The sequence below is a fragment of the Streptomyces sp. NPDC102259 genome (assembly GCF_044766465.1).
In the GTDB taxonomy this organism is placed as follows: domain Bacteria; phylum Actinomycetota; class Actinomycetes; order Streptomycetales; family Streptomycetaceae; genus Streptomyces.
In genome coordinates this window covers 203,825-217,930 of the sequence record NZ_JBIWMA010000004.1, presented here as the reverse complement: position 1 = coordinate 217,930, position 14,106 = coordinate 203,825, and the positions used below count along the sequence as shown (strand labels likewise).

Annotated in this window: 13 protein-coding genes and 1 tRNA gene; 4 read left to right on the top strand and 10 right to left on the bottom strand. The window is 68.7% G+C overall.

Annotated features, from left to right (window positions below):
- Positions 1–4: 4 nt before the first annotated feature.
- Positions 5–1,342 (top strand): HupE/UreJ family protein, encoded by a 1,338-nt coding sequence (locus ACIRPU_RS12840; RefSeq protein ID WP_403865582.1) that lies wholly within the window; start codon positions 5–7, stop codon positions 1,340–1,342.
- A 115-nt stretch (positions 1,343–1,457) separates the two neighbouring features.
- On the opposite strand, the gene ACIRPU_RS12835 is transcribed toward ACIRPU_RS12840, so the two are convergent.
- The 4 genes from ACIRPU_RS12835 to ACIRPU_RS12820 all read right to left on the bottom strand — a co-directional run bounded on the left by ACIRPU_RS12835 (position 1,458) and on the right by ACIRPU_RS12820 (position 4,855).
- Positions 1,458–1,919 (bottom strand): hypothetical protein, encoded by a 462-nt coding sequence (locus ACIRPU_RS12835; protein WP_403865579.1) that lies wholly within the window; start codon positions 1,917–1,919, stop codon positions 1,458–1,460.
- A 923-nt stretch (positions 1,920–2,842) separates the two neighbouring features.
- Entirely contained in the window at positions 2,843–3,640 is a 798-nt protein-coding gene (locus tag ACIRPU_RS12830; RefSeq protein WP_403865576.1) for a maleylpyruvate isomerase family mycothiol-dependent enzyme, read from the bottom strand.
- 137 nt (positions 3,641–3,777) lie between these two features.
- Positions 3,778–4,032 (bottom strand): hypothetical protein, encoded by a 255-nt coding sequence (locus tag ACIRPU_RS12825; RefSeq protein ID WP_403865573.1) that lies wholly within the window; start codon positions 4,030–4,032, stop codon positions 3,778–3,780.
- 334 nt (positions 4,033–4,366) lie between these two features.
- Positions 4,367–4,855, bottom strand: a complete 489-nt coding sequence (locus ACIRPU_RS12820; protein WP_403865570.1) for a hypothetical protein — start codon at positions 4,853–4,855, stop codon at positions 4,367–4,369.
- Between the two features lie 610 nt (positions 4,856–5,465).
- Here ACIRPU_RS12820 and ACIRPU_RS12815 point away from each other — a divergent pair.
- Positions 5,466–5,636 (top strand): hypothetical protein, encoded by a 171-nt coding sequence (locus ACIRPU_RS12815; protein WP_403865567.1) that lies wholly within the window; start codon positions 5,466–5,468, stop codon positions 5,634–5,636.
- 117 nt (positions 5,637–5,753) lie between these two features.
- Here the strand turns inward: ACIRPU_RS12815 and ACIRPU_RS12810 are convergent.
- The 3 genes from ACIRPU_RS12810 to ACIRPU_RS12800 form a co-directional block, all read right to left on the bottom strand.
- A tRNA-Pro gene (locus ACIRPU_RS12810) sits at positions 5,754–5,827 on the bottom strand.
- Between the two features lie 42 nt (positions 5,828–5,869).
- Positions 5,870–6,655: a Pr6Pr family membrane protein gene (locus ACIRPU_RS12805; protein WP_403865564.1), complete on the bottom strand. Its 786-nt coding sequence runs from the start codon at positions 6,653–6,655 to the stop codon at positions 5,870–5,872.
- Positions 6,656–6,824: 169 nt separating this feature from the next.
- Positions 6,825–7,751: a metallophosphoesterase gene (locus tag ACIRPU_RS12800; RefSeq protein WP_355702664.1), complete on the bottom strand. Its 927-nt coding sequence runs from the start codon at positions 7,749–7,751 to the stop codon at positions 6,825–6,827.
- 94 nt (positions 7,752–7,845) lie between these two features.
- Here ACIRPU_RS12800 and ACIRPU_RS12795 point away from each other — a divergent pair, with 94 nt between their 5' ends.
- On the top strand, positions 7,846–8,310 hold the full coding sequence (locus ACIRPU_RS12795) for a GatB/YqeY domain-containing protein (protein WP_403865560.1): 465 nt from the start codon (positions 7,846–7,848) through the stop codon (positions 8,308–8,310).
- Positions 8,311–8,553: 243 nt separating this feature from the next.
- Here the strand turns inward: ACIRPU_RS12795 and ACIRPU_RS12790 are convergent, their stop codons facing one another.
- Positions 8,554–10,833: a transglycosylase domain-containing protein gene (locus tag ACIRPU_RS12790; protein WP_403865557.1), complete on the bottom strand. Its 2,280-nt coding sequence runs from the start codon at positions 10,831–10,833 to the stop codon at positions 8,554–8,556.
- A gap of 407 nt (positions 10,834–11,240) precedes the next feature.
- On the opposite strand from ACIRPU_RS12790, the gene wblA reads away from it, so the two are divergent.
- Entirely contained in the window at positions 11,241–11,579 is a 339-nt protein-coding gene (gene wblA, locus ACIRPU_RS12785; RefSeq protein ID WP_020129278.1) for a transcriptional regulator WblA, read from the top strand.
- Positions 11,580–11,593: 14 nt separating this feature from the next.
- On the opposite strand, the gene ACIRPU_RS12780 is transcribed toward wblA, so the two are convergent.
- Positions 11,594–13,012, bottom strand: coding sequence for an ArsA family ATPase (locus tag ACIRPU_RS12780; RefSeq protein ID WP_403865554.1), 1,419 nt, complete (start codon positions 13,010–13,012; stop codon positions 11,594–11,596).
- Entirely contained in the window at positions 13,009–13,986 is a 978-nt protein-coding gene (locus ACIRPU_RS12775) for an ArsA-related P-loop ATPase (RefSeq protein WP_403865551.1), read from the bottom strand. The genes ACIRPU_RS12780 and ACIRPU_RS12775 overlap by 4 nt, the downstream gene beginning before the upstream one ends.
- Positions 13,987–14,106 lie beyond the last annotated feature (120 nt).

Here is a 14,106-nt window from a genome sequence, read left to right as displayed (position 1 = left end):
GTCCGTGCGCCGTCTCTTCTCCGCCCTGCTGCTCGCGGCGTTCCTGCTGGTCGGCGGCCTCGCGTCGCCGGCCGGCGCCCACCCGATGAGCACCTCGGCCGTCCTGCTCGACATCCGTGACGACCGGGTCGAGGGCGAGGTACAGCTGCCCATCGACCGTCTGGCGATCGCCGTCGCCCGCGACCTCACCCGCACCAGCGTGCTCGGCGAGGACCGGTCCTTCCTCAAGGGCTATACGGCACGGCACATCAGCGCCGTCGGCGAGGACGGCGCCGCCTGGACCGTGGCGCTCGGCACGGGGTCGGTGCGGACGATCGACGGGACGGCGCACCTCGTCTACCCGCTCACCATCCGTCCCCCCGACGGGCAGGTCACCGACTTCCGGCTGCGCTACGACGTCATCGTCGAGGAACTCCTCACCCACAAGGTCATCGCCACCGTCCGGTACGACTTCGACCGCGGCATCCTCAAGACGGACGACGCCGAGACACTCGGCGTCCTCGACTGGGACACCAAGAGCCTGAGAGTCCCGGCCGCCGAGGGTTCCTGGCTGAAGGGCTTCGCCACCACAGCGGGTCTCGGCATCGAGCATGTCGGTGAGGGCGCCGACCACCTGCTGTTCCTGCTGATGCTGCTCATCCCCGCCCCGCTGGTCGCCGCCGGCGGCCGATGGCGCACCGGGGCCACCTCGCCGCGCCGCAGTCTCGTACGTGTCGTGCACGTCGTGTCGGCGTTCGCCCTGGGCCACTCGCTCACCCTCGCCCTGGCGGCCTCGGGAGTGGTCCACGTGCCGTCACGGCCGGTCGAGACGCTCATCGCCTTCTCGATCGCGGTGTCCGCGGTCCATGCGATACGGCCGCTGGTGGCGCGCGGCGAGGTGCTCATCGCCGCGGGTTTCGGGCTCGTCCACGGCCTCGCGTTCGCCTCGCTCATCGGCGACCTCGGCCTCGACCGCGGGTCGCTCCTGACCACGCTGCTGGGCTTCAACCTGGGCATCGAACTGACCCAGTTGCTCGTCGTCGCCCTGATGATGCCGTCTCTGGTCGTGCTGGCCCGTACGACCTCCTACCCCGCGTTCCGCGTCGGCGTGGCCGTCATCGGGCTCGTGTTCTCGGTGTCCTGGATGCTCGAACGCGCGAACCTGACCGCCGGCGACCCGTTCGAGGGCGTCCAGACATGGCTGGTCGGGCACCCTCTGCTCGTCGCCGGGGCAGTGGCGGCACTCGCCGTCGCCGCCCGCCTCCGCTGCGGGGCGCCCCGGACGCCAGGTCCGGGAGCCGTCGCCGAGGAGGCGGAGGAGACCGCGTCACCGACCCGAGCCTCCTTGCCGCTCACTCCATGATCTGTATCCCGACCGGGCGAGCGCCCCCTGCCCGCCCGGTCCGCGGAAGGCGGACACGGACGATGGACACGGACGGCAGACGCGGACGGCAGACGAGGACGAGCAGGGGCCGGTCCTACGGCTCCTCGGTGATGGCGGTGGCGACCCCGTCGGTGACCAACACCGTGGCCGCCAGCTTCCCGCCCTTCGCGGCGGCCTCCAGCTTCGCCTCGGTGCACTGCGTGCCGGCCGCGCACATGGTGCCCGCCCCGATGATCTTCGTGTCCTCGGCCAGCCAGAACTGCTGCTCGGGGTCCTTCATGTCCGACACCGTGTACTTCCCCGGGGCCAGGTAGGACACAGTGCCCAGCCAGGTGCCGCTCACGCCCTTGCCCTTGCCCGCAGTGACGTCGCCTTCCCCGGTGTCCTTCGTGGCGGTGCTGTCCTGGTTCGAGGCACCGGTCGAAGTGCTGTCGGAGCCGCCCGTCGCAGTGTCGCTCGCCGGCGAGCCGGCCGGGTCCGACGCCTCGCTCGAGGCGGCATCGGAGGCGCTCGCCGTCACACTGGCTCCCGCCGAGCCGGTCGGGTCCGACGCCACGGCTTTATCGTCCTCCTGGCAGGCCGTCAGCGAGAACACTCCCGCCACCAGAGCCGTGGCAACCAATATGGAGCGGACACGCGAGCGGTAAGCCATGGCAGAACAACCCTTCACAGGCCAGACATAGGGAACGGCGAACGCGGGGCCACCTCACCACCGTCCGGCCGTGGACCGGCCGACGTTTCGCCGGGGCCAGCATAGGGTCCTCCCTCACCCCCTGATGAACCATCACGCCGCCCACGGACCACGCAACTCACCTGCGGAAAAAGCCCTGTTGAGGCAAGCTCGAACCCCGGTTCACCCTCCCGCAACGGCAGCGGCACACGCCCCCGAGGAGCCTCGACGACCGACGGGACCCACGGCACCCCGCGCCCCGGACCGCCTACGCCCGGACAGCCGACCTCGCGACGCCCGAGGACCGCCGATGAGGCAAGGCGAGGCTCACAGAAGCACAGCCCGACACAGCTCGTCGGGCGGGAGAGATGCCGCCGTTCACAGCACACCTTCGGTTGGAGCCCCGGCCTCCATGCAGCTGCACTGGTCCGCGTGTGGCGCGAGCCAAGGATGTGACACTCTCGCGGACCGGCTCGGTCAAACGACAGGCCGCCGCCGTGGAGGTGGTGCGGGCGTGTTCCTGGCGGCATCTCGACTTCGAAGACGGGTATTCGAACATTGCTCGCGCTTGAGGAGGCCTGATGCCCATGACCACCCCGATCGCCTACAAGGGGCTCGAGTCAATGCCGACATGGTTTGTCTCCGTGGTCGCGGTACTGGCTGCGATCGGAATCGTCCTGGCCTATCGACGGGGACGTTGACGCTCCGGCGCTGACCGCTGCGGTTCGTGCTTGTCGGTGTCAGCCGCCGGTGTCGGCCGCCGCCCGCAGTCTTGACGAGGCTTACTTCGCCGCTCTACAGCACCCGTCCTACTCCTCCGGCTCCCACGCGCGGAGCAGGTCGAACAAACCTGCGTCTCCCTCGAGCTGCAGGGAGTCCGCCGGGATACGGTCGTACACGAAGAGGACCAGCTCACTGGCCGTGCCGCGGACGGAGACGCCGGCCGCGTTCGGGCCCTCGTCGGCAGCGGCGACAGGCGTCGTGCCGGGCGCGGGGATACGGGTGGAGCGTGCGCCGTCGCCGTCGACCGTGAGGCACCAGGAGTGGCCCTCGGTGGCGTGGAAGTCGAAGGCGGTGGGCTTGTGCGGCCAGGCACTCGTCGTTGCGACGCAGGTGGACAGGAACTCGTCGACACCGTCGAGTGCCACCTCGGCGGGCAGCGGCTGCGGGGCACCCACGGTGATCTGGGCGTCGTAGGTGTGCACCGCGAGCTGCTGGAGCTGGTGCCGAGCTACGGCACCGGACGTCTGCGGCGACTGCGACGTCTCCCACCACGTCCAGCAACCGCGATCCGGGCCGGCCTTCCGCAGTGCGTCCAGCAGTTGCTCCGTGGACTCCGCCAACCAGGCCGACAATGCCTCACGCTCACGAGGCGCGACGGGGGTGCCCTCCGCTGCGGACTTGGCCGGAGCAGGACCTGCGGCGACGGTGGCGGCCCAGGAGCGGCGCCCCTCGCCGATGTGCTGCGCCAGATCGAACAGCGTCCACTCGGGGCAGGTCGGCACCTGCACGTCGAGGCTGGGCGCGGAGGCGACCGCGGCGCGGAAGGCGCTCGACCGTTCGTCGATCAGTCGCAACAGAACGGGGAACTCAAGTGTCGTTGTCACCCCGACTCTCTATCACCGCCGCCCGACAATGGGACAGCGATTTTCACAGCCGAGGCGGCGAGCACGCGGCACGGGCCGGGCGGCCTCGGATGACGCCGTGTCCCCACCCTGAAACGATCAGCGAGTCACGCAACGTACTAGTGGCCACTGCAGTTGGCGGCAATGTCTTCCAATTGCACCTGGAGTTGGGCTTCGTCGACCTCTATTCGATTTTTCAGTTCTTCAATTTCCTCCCTCAACTGTTGAGCCTTTATTGGATCCGTTTCATGCTTGTGCTTGAGCGCGGAGAGCTTTTTTCTCTCGTCCCTTAGTTCCTTTTTGCTCAGCTCGGCATCGTGCCTCATCTGGGCGCAGATGTCAGTGCTGGAGCCAGCGTGAGGTGTCGTTGCCATGTCGGCCCCTCTCCCACGTAGGGGCGGACGGCAGGCGGTGCCGGTCCGCTATTTCCAGCGTCGCACCGCCGTGCAGTCCACGCATCCGGGGGAGTTGGGATGTAGCTCCACCAGGCGGACCCGCCGCAACCGGAACGGCGCGGCTGTCGTGGCCCAGGATGTCGGCGAGCTCGATGGCGTTGGCGCCGGGCGGCATCGACCCTGATCCGACTGGATTGGAGGACTCCCGAACTATGCCTCCCCTGGATGGTCACCTGGTGCAGGGCTTGGACCTGACAGTGCTCCCCCCAGTATCTGGCAAGGGTCTGGCACGGGGCGCGTTCAGGCGGATTAGTCAGTCGCGCCGCGACCCCGGCACACCGATACCGGATCCGAGATCGGTGGAGGCGGCCAATGAGTGGGCCGCGGTCCTGAGCCCGTTCTCCCATCCCGGGAGTTCGTCCGTGTCCATCCATTCGCTGTAGTCCGCTGCGATGGAGAGGAACTGTGTCTCCTCCGGGGTGCGGGCTGCGACTGTCATCGACAGGCGGTCGACCACGTCCTTGGGGCTCAGTTCGGCATTCGCGAGACCGACCGCGAGCCTTACGAGAAGCCGGCGGCCGGCTGTCTCATCATCGGGAAGGGGTACGCCGCATTCGTGCAGGGCTTGGACGTACAGTTCACGGATCTCGGTCTCGTCGCTCCTGCGGGGCAGGCCGGCCAGTGAACGCAGGGCGGGGGAATCACGCCCGTCGACGAGCGCACGAGCAGCAAGCATCGGGAGCTCCTCGGGTGGGAGTATCTCCGCCACATACCGCCAAGCGCTGTGCTGCAACCGGTCCATGCACTCATCGTGCGAGCAACGAGACTTCCTGGCCACCTGATTGCCGTTTCGGCCTCGGCTTTCATCTGCGTTGAAGGCCCGCAGACGTCCGCGCTCGTTCGCCGTTGTGCGCGCGTTGTCACTCAGTCAGACAGACACAGCGGACGTGACACGAGCTTCAGTCGCCCGCGAACCACAAGCGACTTCCTGGAGTGGTCGCGCACTCTTCCAGCATCGTCGCGAGGTCGTCCAGTGCGGCGAGGTGACGTTCATCGCCGCATCTCCGCCTCAGACCGTGGATCTCCCGGAGGGCGGCTTCGGCCTCTTGCTCCCCGCCCACTGGGACTTCGCCGGTACCGGCCTCTCCGATGCCGAAGCCCGGCTCGCCGCCAGCCTCAGCAGTGACGGGCACCCCACCCACCAGACCGCCCCGAAAGGAGCCGCAGCATGACCGCCGCCACGCCCGAACTGCTCACCCTCCCGGAGGTCGTGACCCGGCTCAAGGCCGGCCGCACCAAGGACGCCCAGGCCGATGCCGTGCTCAGGGGAGCTGAGGGCACCTCGATGCACGGGTACATCGTGCTTGCGCTGCTGACCGGGGCCCGGACCGAGGAACTCCGGGCGCTGCTTCGTGTCTCTGCTGTCCGACCATGGCGTCTCGCTGGAGGTGATTTCGCGGCTCGTCGGGCACTCGGGGACGGCTGTGACGGAGGAGGTCTACCGGAAGCAGATCCGGCCCGTCATCCAGACCGGGGCCGTCGCCATGGGAGGCATCTTCGGCACCGATCCGCGGCGGCCGTAGCTGCCGTAGTCACGCACCCGAAGCACTCACGAATCGATAGTCACGCAGTGAGACACACAGCAACGCGAGAGGGCCCTTACCGACTCGGTAAGGGCCCTCTGACCTGCTATTCAGCTGTCGGGGTGGCGGGATTTGAACCCACGACCTCTTCGTCCCGAACGAAGCGCGCTGCCAAGCTGCGCTACACCCCGATGTCGCTGCTTGTCCTGCTTGTCGCGGCGACGTCGTTTACTTTAGCCCACCGGTGGCCCGAGACGAAATCCGGTTTTGAGGCGGTGGCTGATCGGGTTCGGGCGGGCATGGTCGAGGGCCACTAGGAGGACCGCGAGGGCGTAGAAGGAGAGGCCGAGGAGGAGGGCGTTGGCGAGGGCGTGCCTGTAGCCGTGGGCCTCGACGTCGAAGAAGGGGTAGAGGTAGCGACCCGGGGTGCCGACGGTGATCAGCTGGGCGCGGGCGAGGGAGAACGCCAGGTAGGCCACGGGGTAGATCATCCAGGTGGCGGCCCGGCGCAGGCGCAGTCGGCCCGGGGGCGTCAGCAGCAGCCAGTCCAGGACGGCGGCTATGGGGGTCACCGTGTGGATGAGGTGCCCGGCGACCAGGTGCCAGCCCGTGGGGGCGGTCGTCGTGCCGGTCACCGAGAAGGGGGTCGTCGCGTCCGTCAGGAGCAGGTGGTAGACCAGGCCGGTGATCATGACGTAGAGCAGTGCGGCGCCCGTCAGGGCGGCGGGGAGGGGTCGGCGGGCCGTCCACGCGCGGCGGGCGGACAGCAGCGTGACCAGGGCCAGCAGGATGTTGCTCTGGATCGCGAAGTGGCTCAGGACCCGCAAGGGGCTGCCGAGCAACAGGGCGAGCGTCACGCCCGCGGCCGCTGTGCCGGCCAGCAGCAGACGCAGGACGGCGGCGAGTGGACGGCGTACGGGGGTCACCACCGCCGACGCGGGGACGGAGGAGAGGAGTAGCGCGTGGGTCCGCGGGATCGCGGGCAGATCCGGGAGGTCCCTGGGTATCGGCGCGGTCATGCCCTCACGCTAGGCAAGCGTGACAAAAGCGGCGATATGGGAGGGCCGTTCGAGGGAACCTCTGCCACCCTCCGGCATTTCCGCCCCGCTTCGGCCCCTACCCCTCCCTCTGCTCCTTCCCCCTGCTTCTTCCCCGCTGCTCCCTCTCCCCCTCTTCCGATTCCTCGCCCTACTCCTTCTCGACCAACGTCAGCAACGTCACCTCCGGCGGGCACGCGAACCGCACCGGTGTGTAGCGGCTCGTTCCGCATCCCGCCGACACGTGCAGGTAGGACGTACGCCCCTCGACCGTATGCGTCGACAGGCCCTTCACCCGCTTCGTGTCCAGGTCGCAGTTGGTGACCAGGGCGCCGTAGAAGGGGATGCAGAGCTGGCCGCCGTGGGTGTGGCCCGCCAGGATCAGGGGGTAGTCGTCCGCCGTGTAGGAGTCCAGGACCCGCAGGTACGGCGCGTGCACCACGCCCATCGAGAAGTCGGACGACGTCGACGGGCCGCCGGCCACCCGCGCGTAGCGGTCGCGCTTGATGTGCGGGTCGTCCAGCCCCGTCAGCTCGATCGACACGCCCTCGACCTTCAGCACGCCCCGGGTGTTCGTCAGGTTCAGCCAGCTCGCAGCGTCGAAGCCGTCGCGCAGGCCCTCCCACGGGTTGTGGACCACGTCGACTGCGGGCGCGTTGCCGTTCAAGCCGTGGCGTCCCTGGGTCTTCTCCAGGAGATAGCGGGCGGGGTTGCGCAGCGTCGGGCCGTAGTAGTCGTTCGAGCCGAAGACGTAGGCGCCCGGGAACTCCATCAGCGGGCCGAGGGCGTCCAGGACCTCGGGCACGGCGTCCGGGTCGGACAGGTTGTCGCCGGTGTTGATCACGAAGTCCGGACGCAGACCGGCCAGGGAGCGCAGCCAGCGCTGCTTCTTGCGTTGGCCGCCGACCATGTGGATGTCGGAGACCTGCAACACGCGCAGGGGGCGCATCCCGGCGGGGAGGACGGGCACCGTCACCCGTCGCAGGCGGAAGGAGCGGGCTTCGAAGCCCGCCGCGTACACCAGGCCGGCGGCGCCGGCCGCCGCAATGGACAGTGGTACTCCGTATCGCGCGCGCATACGTCCATCGTGTCAGACGCCGCCAACGGCCTTTGCCCCGCCGCCCCTTAAATCGGCGGGCGTGCGGCCACCGACACCTGCGACAATCAAGCCCATGACCACGCTCAAGTCGAAGCTTCAGGAAGACCTCAACGCCGCGATCAAGGGGCGCGACGAGCTCCGCTCCTCGACGCTCCGGCTCACGCTCACCGCGATCACCAAGGAGGAGGTCGCCGGCAAGGAGAAGCGCGAGCTCTCCGACGACGAGGTCCTCAAGGTGATCACCAAGGAGGCGAAGAAGCGCCGCGAGGCGGCGGACGCCTTCGCGCAGGGTGGCCGGGTCGAGTCGGCCGAGCGGGAGAAGGCGGAGGGTGAGCTGCTCGCCACCTACCTGCCCAAGCAGCTCGGCGACGAGGAGCTGAACGACATCGTCGCCCAGGCCGTCGCTGAGGCCAAGGCGGCCGGTGCCGAGGGGCCGCGGGCGATGGGCGCCGTCATGAAGATCGTGAACCCGAAGGTGGCCGGCCTGGCCGAGGGCGGCCGCGTCGCCGCGGTCGTCAAGAAGCTGCTCGCGGGCTGACACGGTCACGCGACGGCCAGGCGCCTGCGCGGAGCATCAGCCTCCACCGAGCGCCACCGGCCCCGCACGACGAACGGCCCTGGTCGAAGAACGGCCCCGCACGACGAACGGCCCCTGCCTCTCCGTACGAGAAGCAGGGGCCGTTCGCTATGTTCCCTGCGGGCCTGCGGGCCTGCGGGCCTGCGGGCTGACCGGTCGGCCGCCGTTGGATCGGGCGACCGGTCGACCGCCGTCGGAACGGTCTCAGCCGCGTCCGCCGCCGTTTCCGTTGCCGTTGCTCTGGCCCTGGAAGAAGGTGCCTCCGTCGGTGCCGCCGGTCGAGTTGCCGCCGTTCGTCGTGCCGTTGGTGAGCAGACCGGTGAGGAAGCCGTCGTCCTGGTTGCCCGCGGTGTCGCCGTTGTCGTCCCCGTTGTCACCGTCGTTGTTCCCGTCGCCCCGGTCCTTGTCGGGCGGGTTCGGGATGTTGACGAGGTTGAAGGACGGGGCTTCCTTGCCCTCGAGCGCGCCGGTCATCGCGTCGCGCCAGATCGGGCCGGGGGTGTCGCCGCCGTAGACCTGGGAGTGGTAGACGCCGCCGATGGTGATGTCGGTCATCTCGACCTTCTGGGTGGCGCTGCCGACCCAGACGGCGCCCGCGAGGTTCGGGGTGTAGCCGACGAACCAGGCGTTCTTGCGGGAGTCCGTCGTACCCGTCTTACCGGCGTTGGCGCGGCCGGACAGACCGGCCTGCTTGCCGGTACCGGAGTCGGTCACACCGCTCAGCAGCGTGTTGACGGTGTCCGCGGTCTTCTCGCTCATCGCACGCGAGCAGGTCGACTTCGGCACCTCGAGCGACTTCTTCGTGCCGCCCACGGTCTGGGTGATCGACTCGATCGCGACCGGGGTGCAGTACATGCCCCGGCTGGCGAAGGCCGCGTACGCGGTCGCCATCGTCAGCGGCGAGAGGCCGGTGGAGCCGAGGGTCATCGAGGAGGGCACCTCGGGGACCTTGTCGCCGTTGCCCTGGACCACGCCCAGCTTGTCGGTCATCTTCACCACGGGGCACATGCCGATGTCGGCGAGCATCTGCACGAAGTAGGTGTTGACCGAAAGCTCCATGGCCTTCTTCAGCTGGTACGGGCCCTTCTCGGACTCGCTCTCGTTCTCCAGCTTGTCGTTGCCCTGGTTGGTCCACGGCTTGCTGCTGCACGTCTGGACCGTGGCCGGGTACGGCATCTCGTACGGCGCCGGGTAGCTCTGGTTCGCCGGGCGGCCCTCCTCCAGCGCGGCCGCGGCCACGAACGGCTTGAAGGTCGAACCGGTCGGGAAGCCGTAGTTCGAACCGCCCATGGAGGAGTTGACGGAGTAGTTGTACTCGGTCTCGTTCTTGCCGTAGCCGTACGGCTTCGACTGGCCCATGCCGAGGATCTTGCCGGTGCCGGGTTCGACGAGCGTGGCGGCAGCGGCGACCTTGTCGGACTTGTAGACGTGGTCCTTGAGCGAGGCCTGGACGGACTTCTGAGCCTGCGGTTCGAGCGTCGTCCGGATCGTCAGGCCGCCCTGGTTCCAGAGCTTCGCCCGCACTTCCTTGGTCTTGCCGAAGACCGGGTCGCTGAGGAAGACGCGTTCCACGTACTTGCAGAAGAAGCTGGCGCCCTTCACGGCGGTGATGCAGCCGTTCTTCGGCTGCTTGACCTTCAGGCTCAGCGGGGCCTTCTGCGCCTTGGCGGCCTCGGCCTCGGTGATGTCGCCGACCTCGGCCATGCGCTTCAGCACGACGTTACGGCGGTTGGTGGCCGTGACGTCGTCCTTGACCGGGTCGTAGACGGACGGGGACTGGACGATGCCGGCCAGCAGCGCCGCCTGGGGGAGGGTGAGGTCCTTGGCGTGCGTGGAGAAGTAGCGCTGGGCGGCCGCCTCGACGCCGTAGGCCTGCTCGCCGAAGAACGTGATGTTCAGGTAGTTCTCGAGGATCTTCTTCTTGCCGAGCTCCTCCTCCACCTGGATCGCGTACTTCAGCTCCTTGATCTTGCGGCCGATGGTCTGCTGGGTGGCCTGCGCGACCTTCGTCGGGTCGTCACCGGCCTCCTCCACGAAGACGTTCTTCACGTACTGCTGGGTGAGCGTCGAGGCGCCCTCGGAGACCCCGCTGCTCTGCACGTTCTTGTTGAGCGCGCGCAGCATGCCCTTCAGGTCGACCGCGCCGTGCTCGTAGAAGCGCGAGTCCTCGATCGCGACGATCGCCTTCTGCATGTACGGCGAGATGTTCTTGAGGTCGACCACCGTGCGGTCACGTGAGTAGACCGTGGCGATCTGGCCGCCGTCCGCGTCGAGGATGGTGGTGCGCTGGCTCAGCGGTGGCGTCTTGAGGTTGGCCGGGAGTTCGTCGAACGACTCCACCGACCCCTTGGCGGCGAGGCCCAGCGCGCCGAACGCGGGCAGAGCGATACCGGCCAGCACGGCTCCCGCGAGCACACTGACACCGAGGAACTTGGCGGCCTGCTGCGTTGACGACAGACCACCGCCCGAGCGCTTCTTTGGCATGAGGGCAGCCTACGTTCTCATTCGCCGGACACGCGTCAATGCCTTGGCCTAAGCTGCTCTCAACTGTCACAGCAGCAGGGCTACGTATCAATACGTCCGGCGACCCCGAATCGTTCCGGATGTTCCCCGACTTTTTTGGTGGGGACGTGTCCGAATCCGCCTTGTGTGTCACCCGGCGTCCGTTGTGACTCAACTGAACTGTCCCGGTTGCCGGGAAAGTCGCATATGTCGCGGGCTCACTCCCCCGGGTGATCTGCCGCTTACGCATAGTCCGTTCGGGCCATTCAAGATTGGGCCCGAAGGGGGTGTTGCGCTGTGCCCACCTTCCGTAACGTCCTCAACTGGCGGCGGTGAATATGCCGCTGCCGCCGTGGGGGAGCCTCGATTCGGGAGAGGACGGCGCCGGTATGGGCTGGGTAACCGACTGGAGTGCGCAGGCCGCCTGCCGCACTACCGATCCGGATGAACTGTTCGTTCAAGGAGCAGCGCAGAACAGGGCCAAGGCGGTGTGCACCGGATGCCCGGTACGCACCGAGTGCCTGGCCGACGCGCTCGACAATCGTGTCGAGTTCGGCGTGTGGGGAGGCATGACCGAGCGCGAGCGCCGCGCACTGCTGCGCAGGCGTCCGACTGTGACCTCCTGGCGCCGCCTCCTGGAGACGGCGCGTTCGGAGTACGAGCGTGGGGCCGGCATCCTGCCGCTCGACGACGACGAGATCTACGAGAACTACGCGGCGGTGGGCTGAGGAGAACCCTCGGCTCAGGCGTCGGCAGCCTCGGGCAGCTCCGGCCGGTTGGCCGCGAGCCGGTTCCCGATGTCCCGCAGTCCCGTGAGGTCATGCACATCGCCGGGCAGCGCGGCCACTTCGGACACCGCCACCTCGGGGTGCAGCGCGGTGAAGCGGTCACGCGTGCGCTGCTCGCGGGAGAGCAGGTGCATACGTTCGGCGTGCAGCCTCAGCAGGCCTGCGGTGAGATCGTCCACGGTCCGGTCCGCGTCCGCGCCGGTGTCCGCGTCGGCGCTCGCTGTCCGGTCCGTGTCGGTGGCCGTGGGCCGGTTCGCGCCGGTGGGGGCGTCGCGCTCCGGATCGGTTGCGGGAGATTCTGAACTGCCGTACGTGTCGGGAGAGTTACGAAGACCAGCTTTCCCGCCGTCCTGATCCACAATGCGGGGCTCTTCAAGATTTTCCGCAGCGCGGGCATGGACGAGGTCGAGGTTCTCCGCAGCGGCGAGCGCCCGCTCGGCGGACAGCTGGGCGGCGCCGCTGCCGTGCACGCGGTTCAGCACCAGGCCGGCCAGCGGCATGTCCTCGGCGGCCAGCCGCTCCACGAAGTACGCGGCCTCCCGCAGCGCGTCCCGCTCGGGAGCCGCCACCACCAGGAACGCCGTGCCGGGCGCCTGGAGCAGCTTGTACGTAGCGTCCGCGCGCGTGCGGAAGCCGCCGAACATCGAGTCCATCGCCGCGACGAACGTCTGTACGTCCTTCAGCAGCTGTCCGCCGAGCAGCTTGCCGAGCGCGCCGGTCATCATCGACATCCCGACGTTCAGGAACTTCATTCCCGCGCGGCCGCCGACCTTGGCGGGCGCGAGCAGGACGCGGATCAGCTTGCCGTCCAGGAACGACCCGAGTCGCTTGGGCGCGTCCAGGAAGTCCAGCGCCGAGCGGGACGGCGGTGTGTCGACGATGATCAGGTCCCACTCGTCCCGCGCGCGCAGCTGCCCCAGCTTCTCCATCGCCATGTACTCCTGCGTGCCCGCGAAGCCCGCCGAGAGCGACTGGTAGAACGGGTTGCCCAGGATCGAGGCCGCCCGGTCGCCGTCCGCGTGCGCCTCGACGATCTCGTCGAAGGTGCGCTTCATGTCGAGCATCATGGCGTGCAGTTCGCCGTCCCCCTCGACGCCTTTGACGCGGCGCGGGGTGTTGTCCAGCGAGTCGATGCCCATGGACTGGGCGAGCCGGCGGGCCGGGTCGATGGTGAGGACCACCACCTTGCGGCCCCGCTCGGCCGCCCTCAGCCCCAGCGCCGCCGCCGTGGTCGTCTTGCCGACGCCGCCGGAGCCGCAGCACACCACGATGCGGGTCGCCGGGTCGTCGAGCAGCGGATCGAGGTCCAGCACGGGCGCGGGGGAGAGCCGGCGCCGGGTGCTTCCTTGGTCGTGAGCCTGGTCCGGACTCATGCGATCCCCTGTTTCCGCAGTTCGTGGGCGAGTTGGTACAGGCCCGCGAGGTCCATGCCCTCGGCGAGCAACGGCAGTTCGTGCAGCGGCAGATCGAGCTCGCCGAGGACCGCGCGCTGCTCGTGCTCCAGCGCGTACCGCTCGGCGTACTCCTCGGCCTGCCGAAGGAGCGGATCCACCAGCCGCTCGGCGTGTCCCCCGCGCCGCGCCCCGCCGAGCCCGGCGGCGGACAACGACCGGGCGACAGAAGAACGAGGCGCGGTCCGTACGAGTTCCAGCCCGTCCTCGTCCAGTACCTCGGGCCGCACCATGTTGACGATGACCCGCCCTACCGGCAGATTGGCCGCCCGCAGCTCGGCGATACCGTCGGCGGTCTCCTGGACGGGCATCTCCTCGAGCAGCGTCACCAGGTGCACGGCCGTCTCCGACGACTTCAGCACCCGCATCACGGCCTGTGCCTGATTGTGTATCGGGCCGATCCTGGCCAGCCCGGCGACCTCGTCGTTGACGTTCAGGAAGCGGGTGACGCGTCCTGTGGGCGGGGCGTCCATGACGACGTAGTCGTAGACGAACCGCCCGTTCTTTTCCTTGCGCCGCACCGCCTCGCACGCCTTGCCGGTGAGGAGCACGTCCCTCAGGCCGGGCGCGATGGTGGTGGCGAAGTCGATGGCGCCGAGTTTCTTCAGGGCCCGTCCGGCGCCTCCCAGTTTGTAGAACATCTGGAGGTAGTCCAGAAGGGCCAGTTCGGGATCGATGGCCAGTGCGTACACCTCACCGCCCCCCGAGGCGACGGCGATCTTGCGTTCCTCATAGGGCAACGCCTGTGTCTCGAAGAGCTGTGCGATGCCCTGCCGGCCCTCCACCTCGACGAGAAGCGTCCGCTTCCCTGCCGTGGCGAGGGCCAGCGCGAGGGCCGCGGCGACCGTCGTCTTGCCGGTCCCGCCCTTGCCGCTGACGACCTGGAGCCTGCTCACGTCTTCGAGCGTAACCATTCGGCGCCCGAGGCAATCGGGAGGCTGTGGACAAGAGGGGGCGATATCGGCCACATGGCCTGTGGAACGGGCCGTCGGGCGACAGCGGATACAGTCGGCCTC

Coding starts and splice junctions, on each gene's coding strand:
- ACIRPU_RS12825 (WP_403865573.1), bottom strand. CDS start 4,032: ATGGCAACGACACCTCACGCTGGCTCCAGCACTGACATCTGCGCCCAG.
- ACIRPU_RS12820 (WP_403865570.1), bottom strand. CDS start 4,855: ATGGACCGGTTGCAGCACAGCGCTTGGCGGTATGTGGCGGAGATACTC.
- ACIRPU_RS12805 (WP_403865564.1), bottom strand. CDS start 6,655: ATGACCGCGCCGATACCCAGGGACCTCCCGGATCTGCCCGCGATCCCG.
- ACIRPU_RS12800 (WP_355702664.1), bottom strand. CDS start 7,751: ATGCGCGCGCGATACGGAGTACCACTGTCCATTGCGGCGGCCGGCGCC.
- ACIRPU_RS12795 (WP_403865560.1), top strand. CDS start 7,846: ATGACCACGCTCAAGTCGAAGCTTCAGGAAGACCTCAACGCCGCGATC.
- ACIRPU_RS12790 (WP_403865557.1), bottom strand. CDS start 10,833: ATGCCAAAGAAGCGCTCGGGCGGTGGTCTGTCGTCAACGCAGCAGGCC.
- wblA (WP_020129278.1), top strand. CDS start 11,241: ATGGGCTGGGTAACCGACTGGAGTGCGCAGGCCGCCTGCCGCACTACC.
- ACIRPU_RS12780 (WP_403865554.1), bottom strand. CDS start 13,012: ATGAGTCCGGACCAGGCTCACGACCAAGGAAGCACCCGGCGCCGGCTC.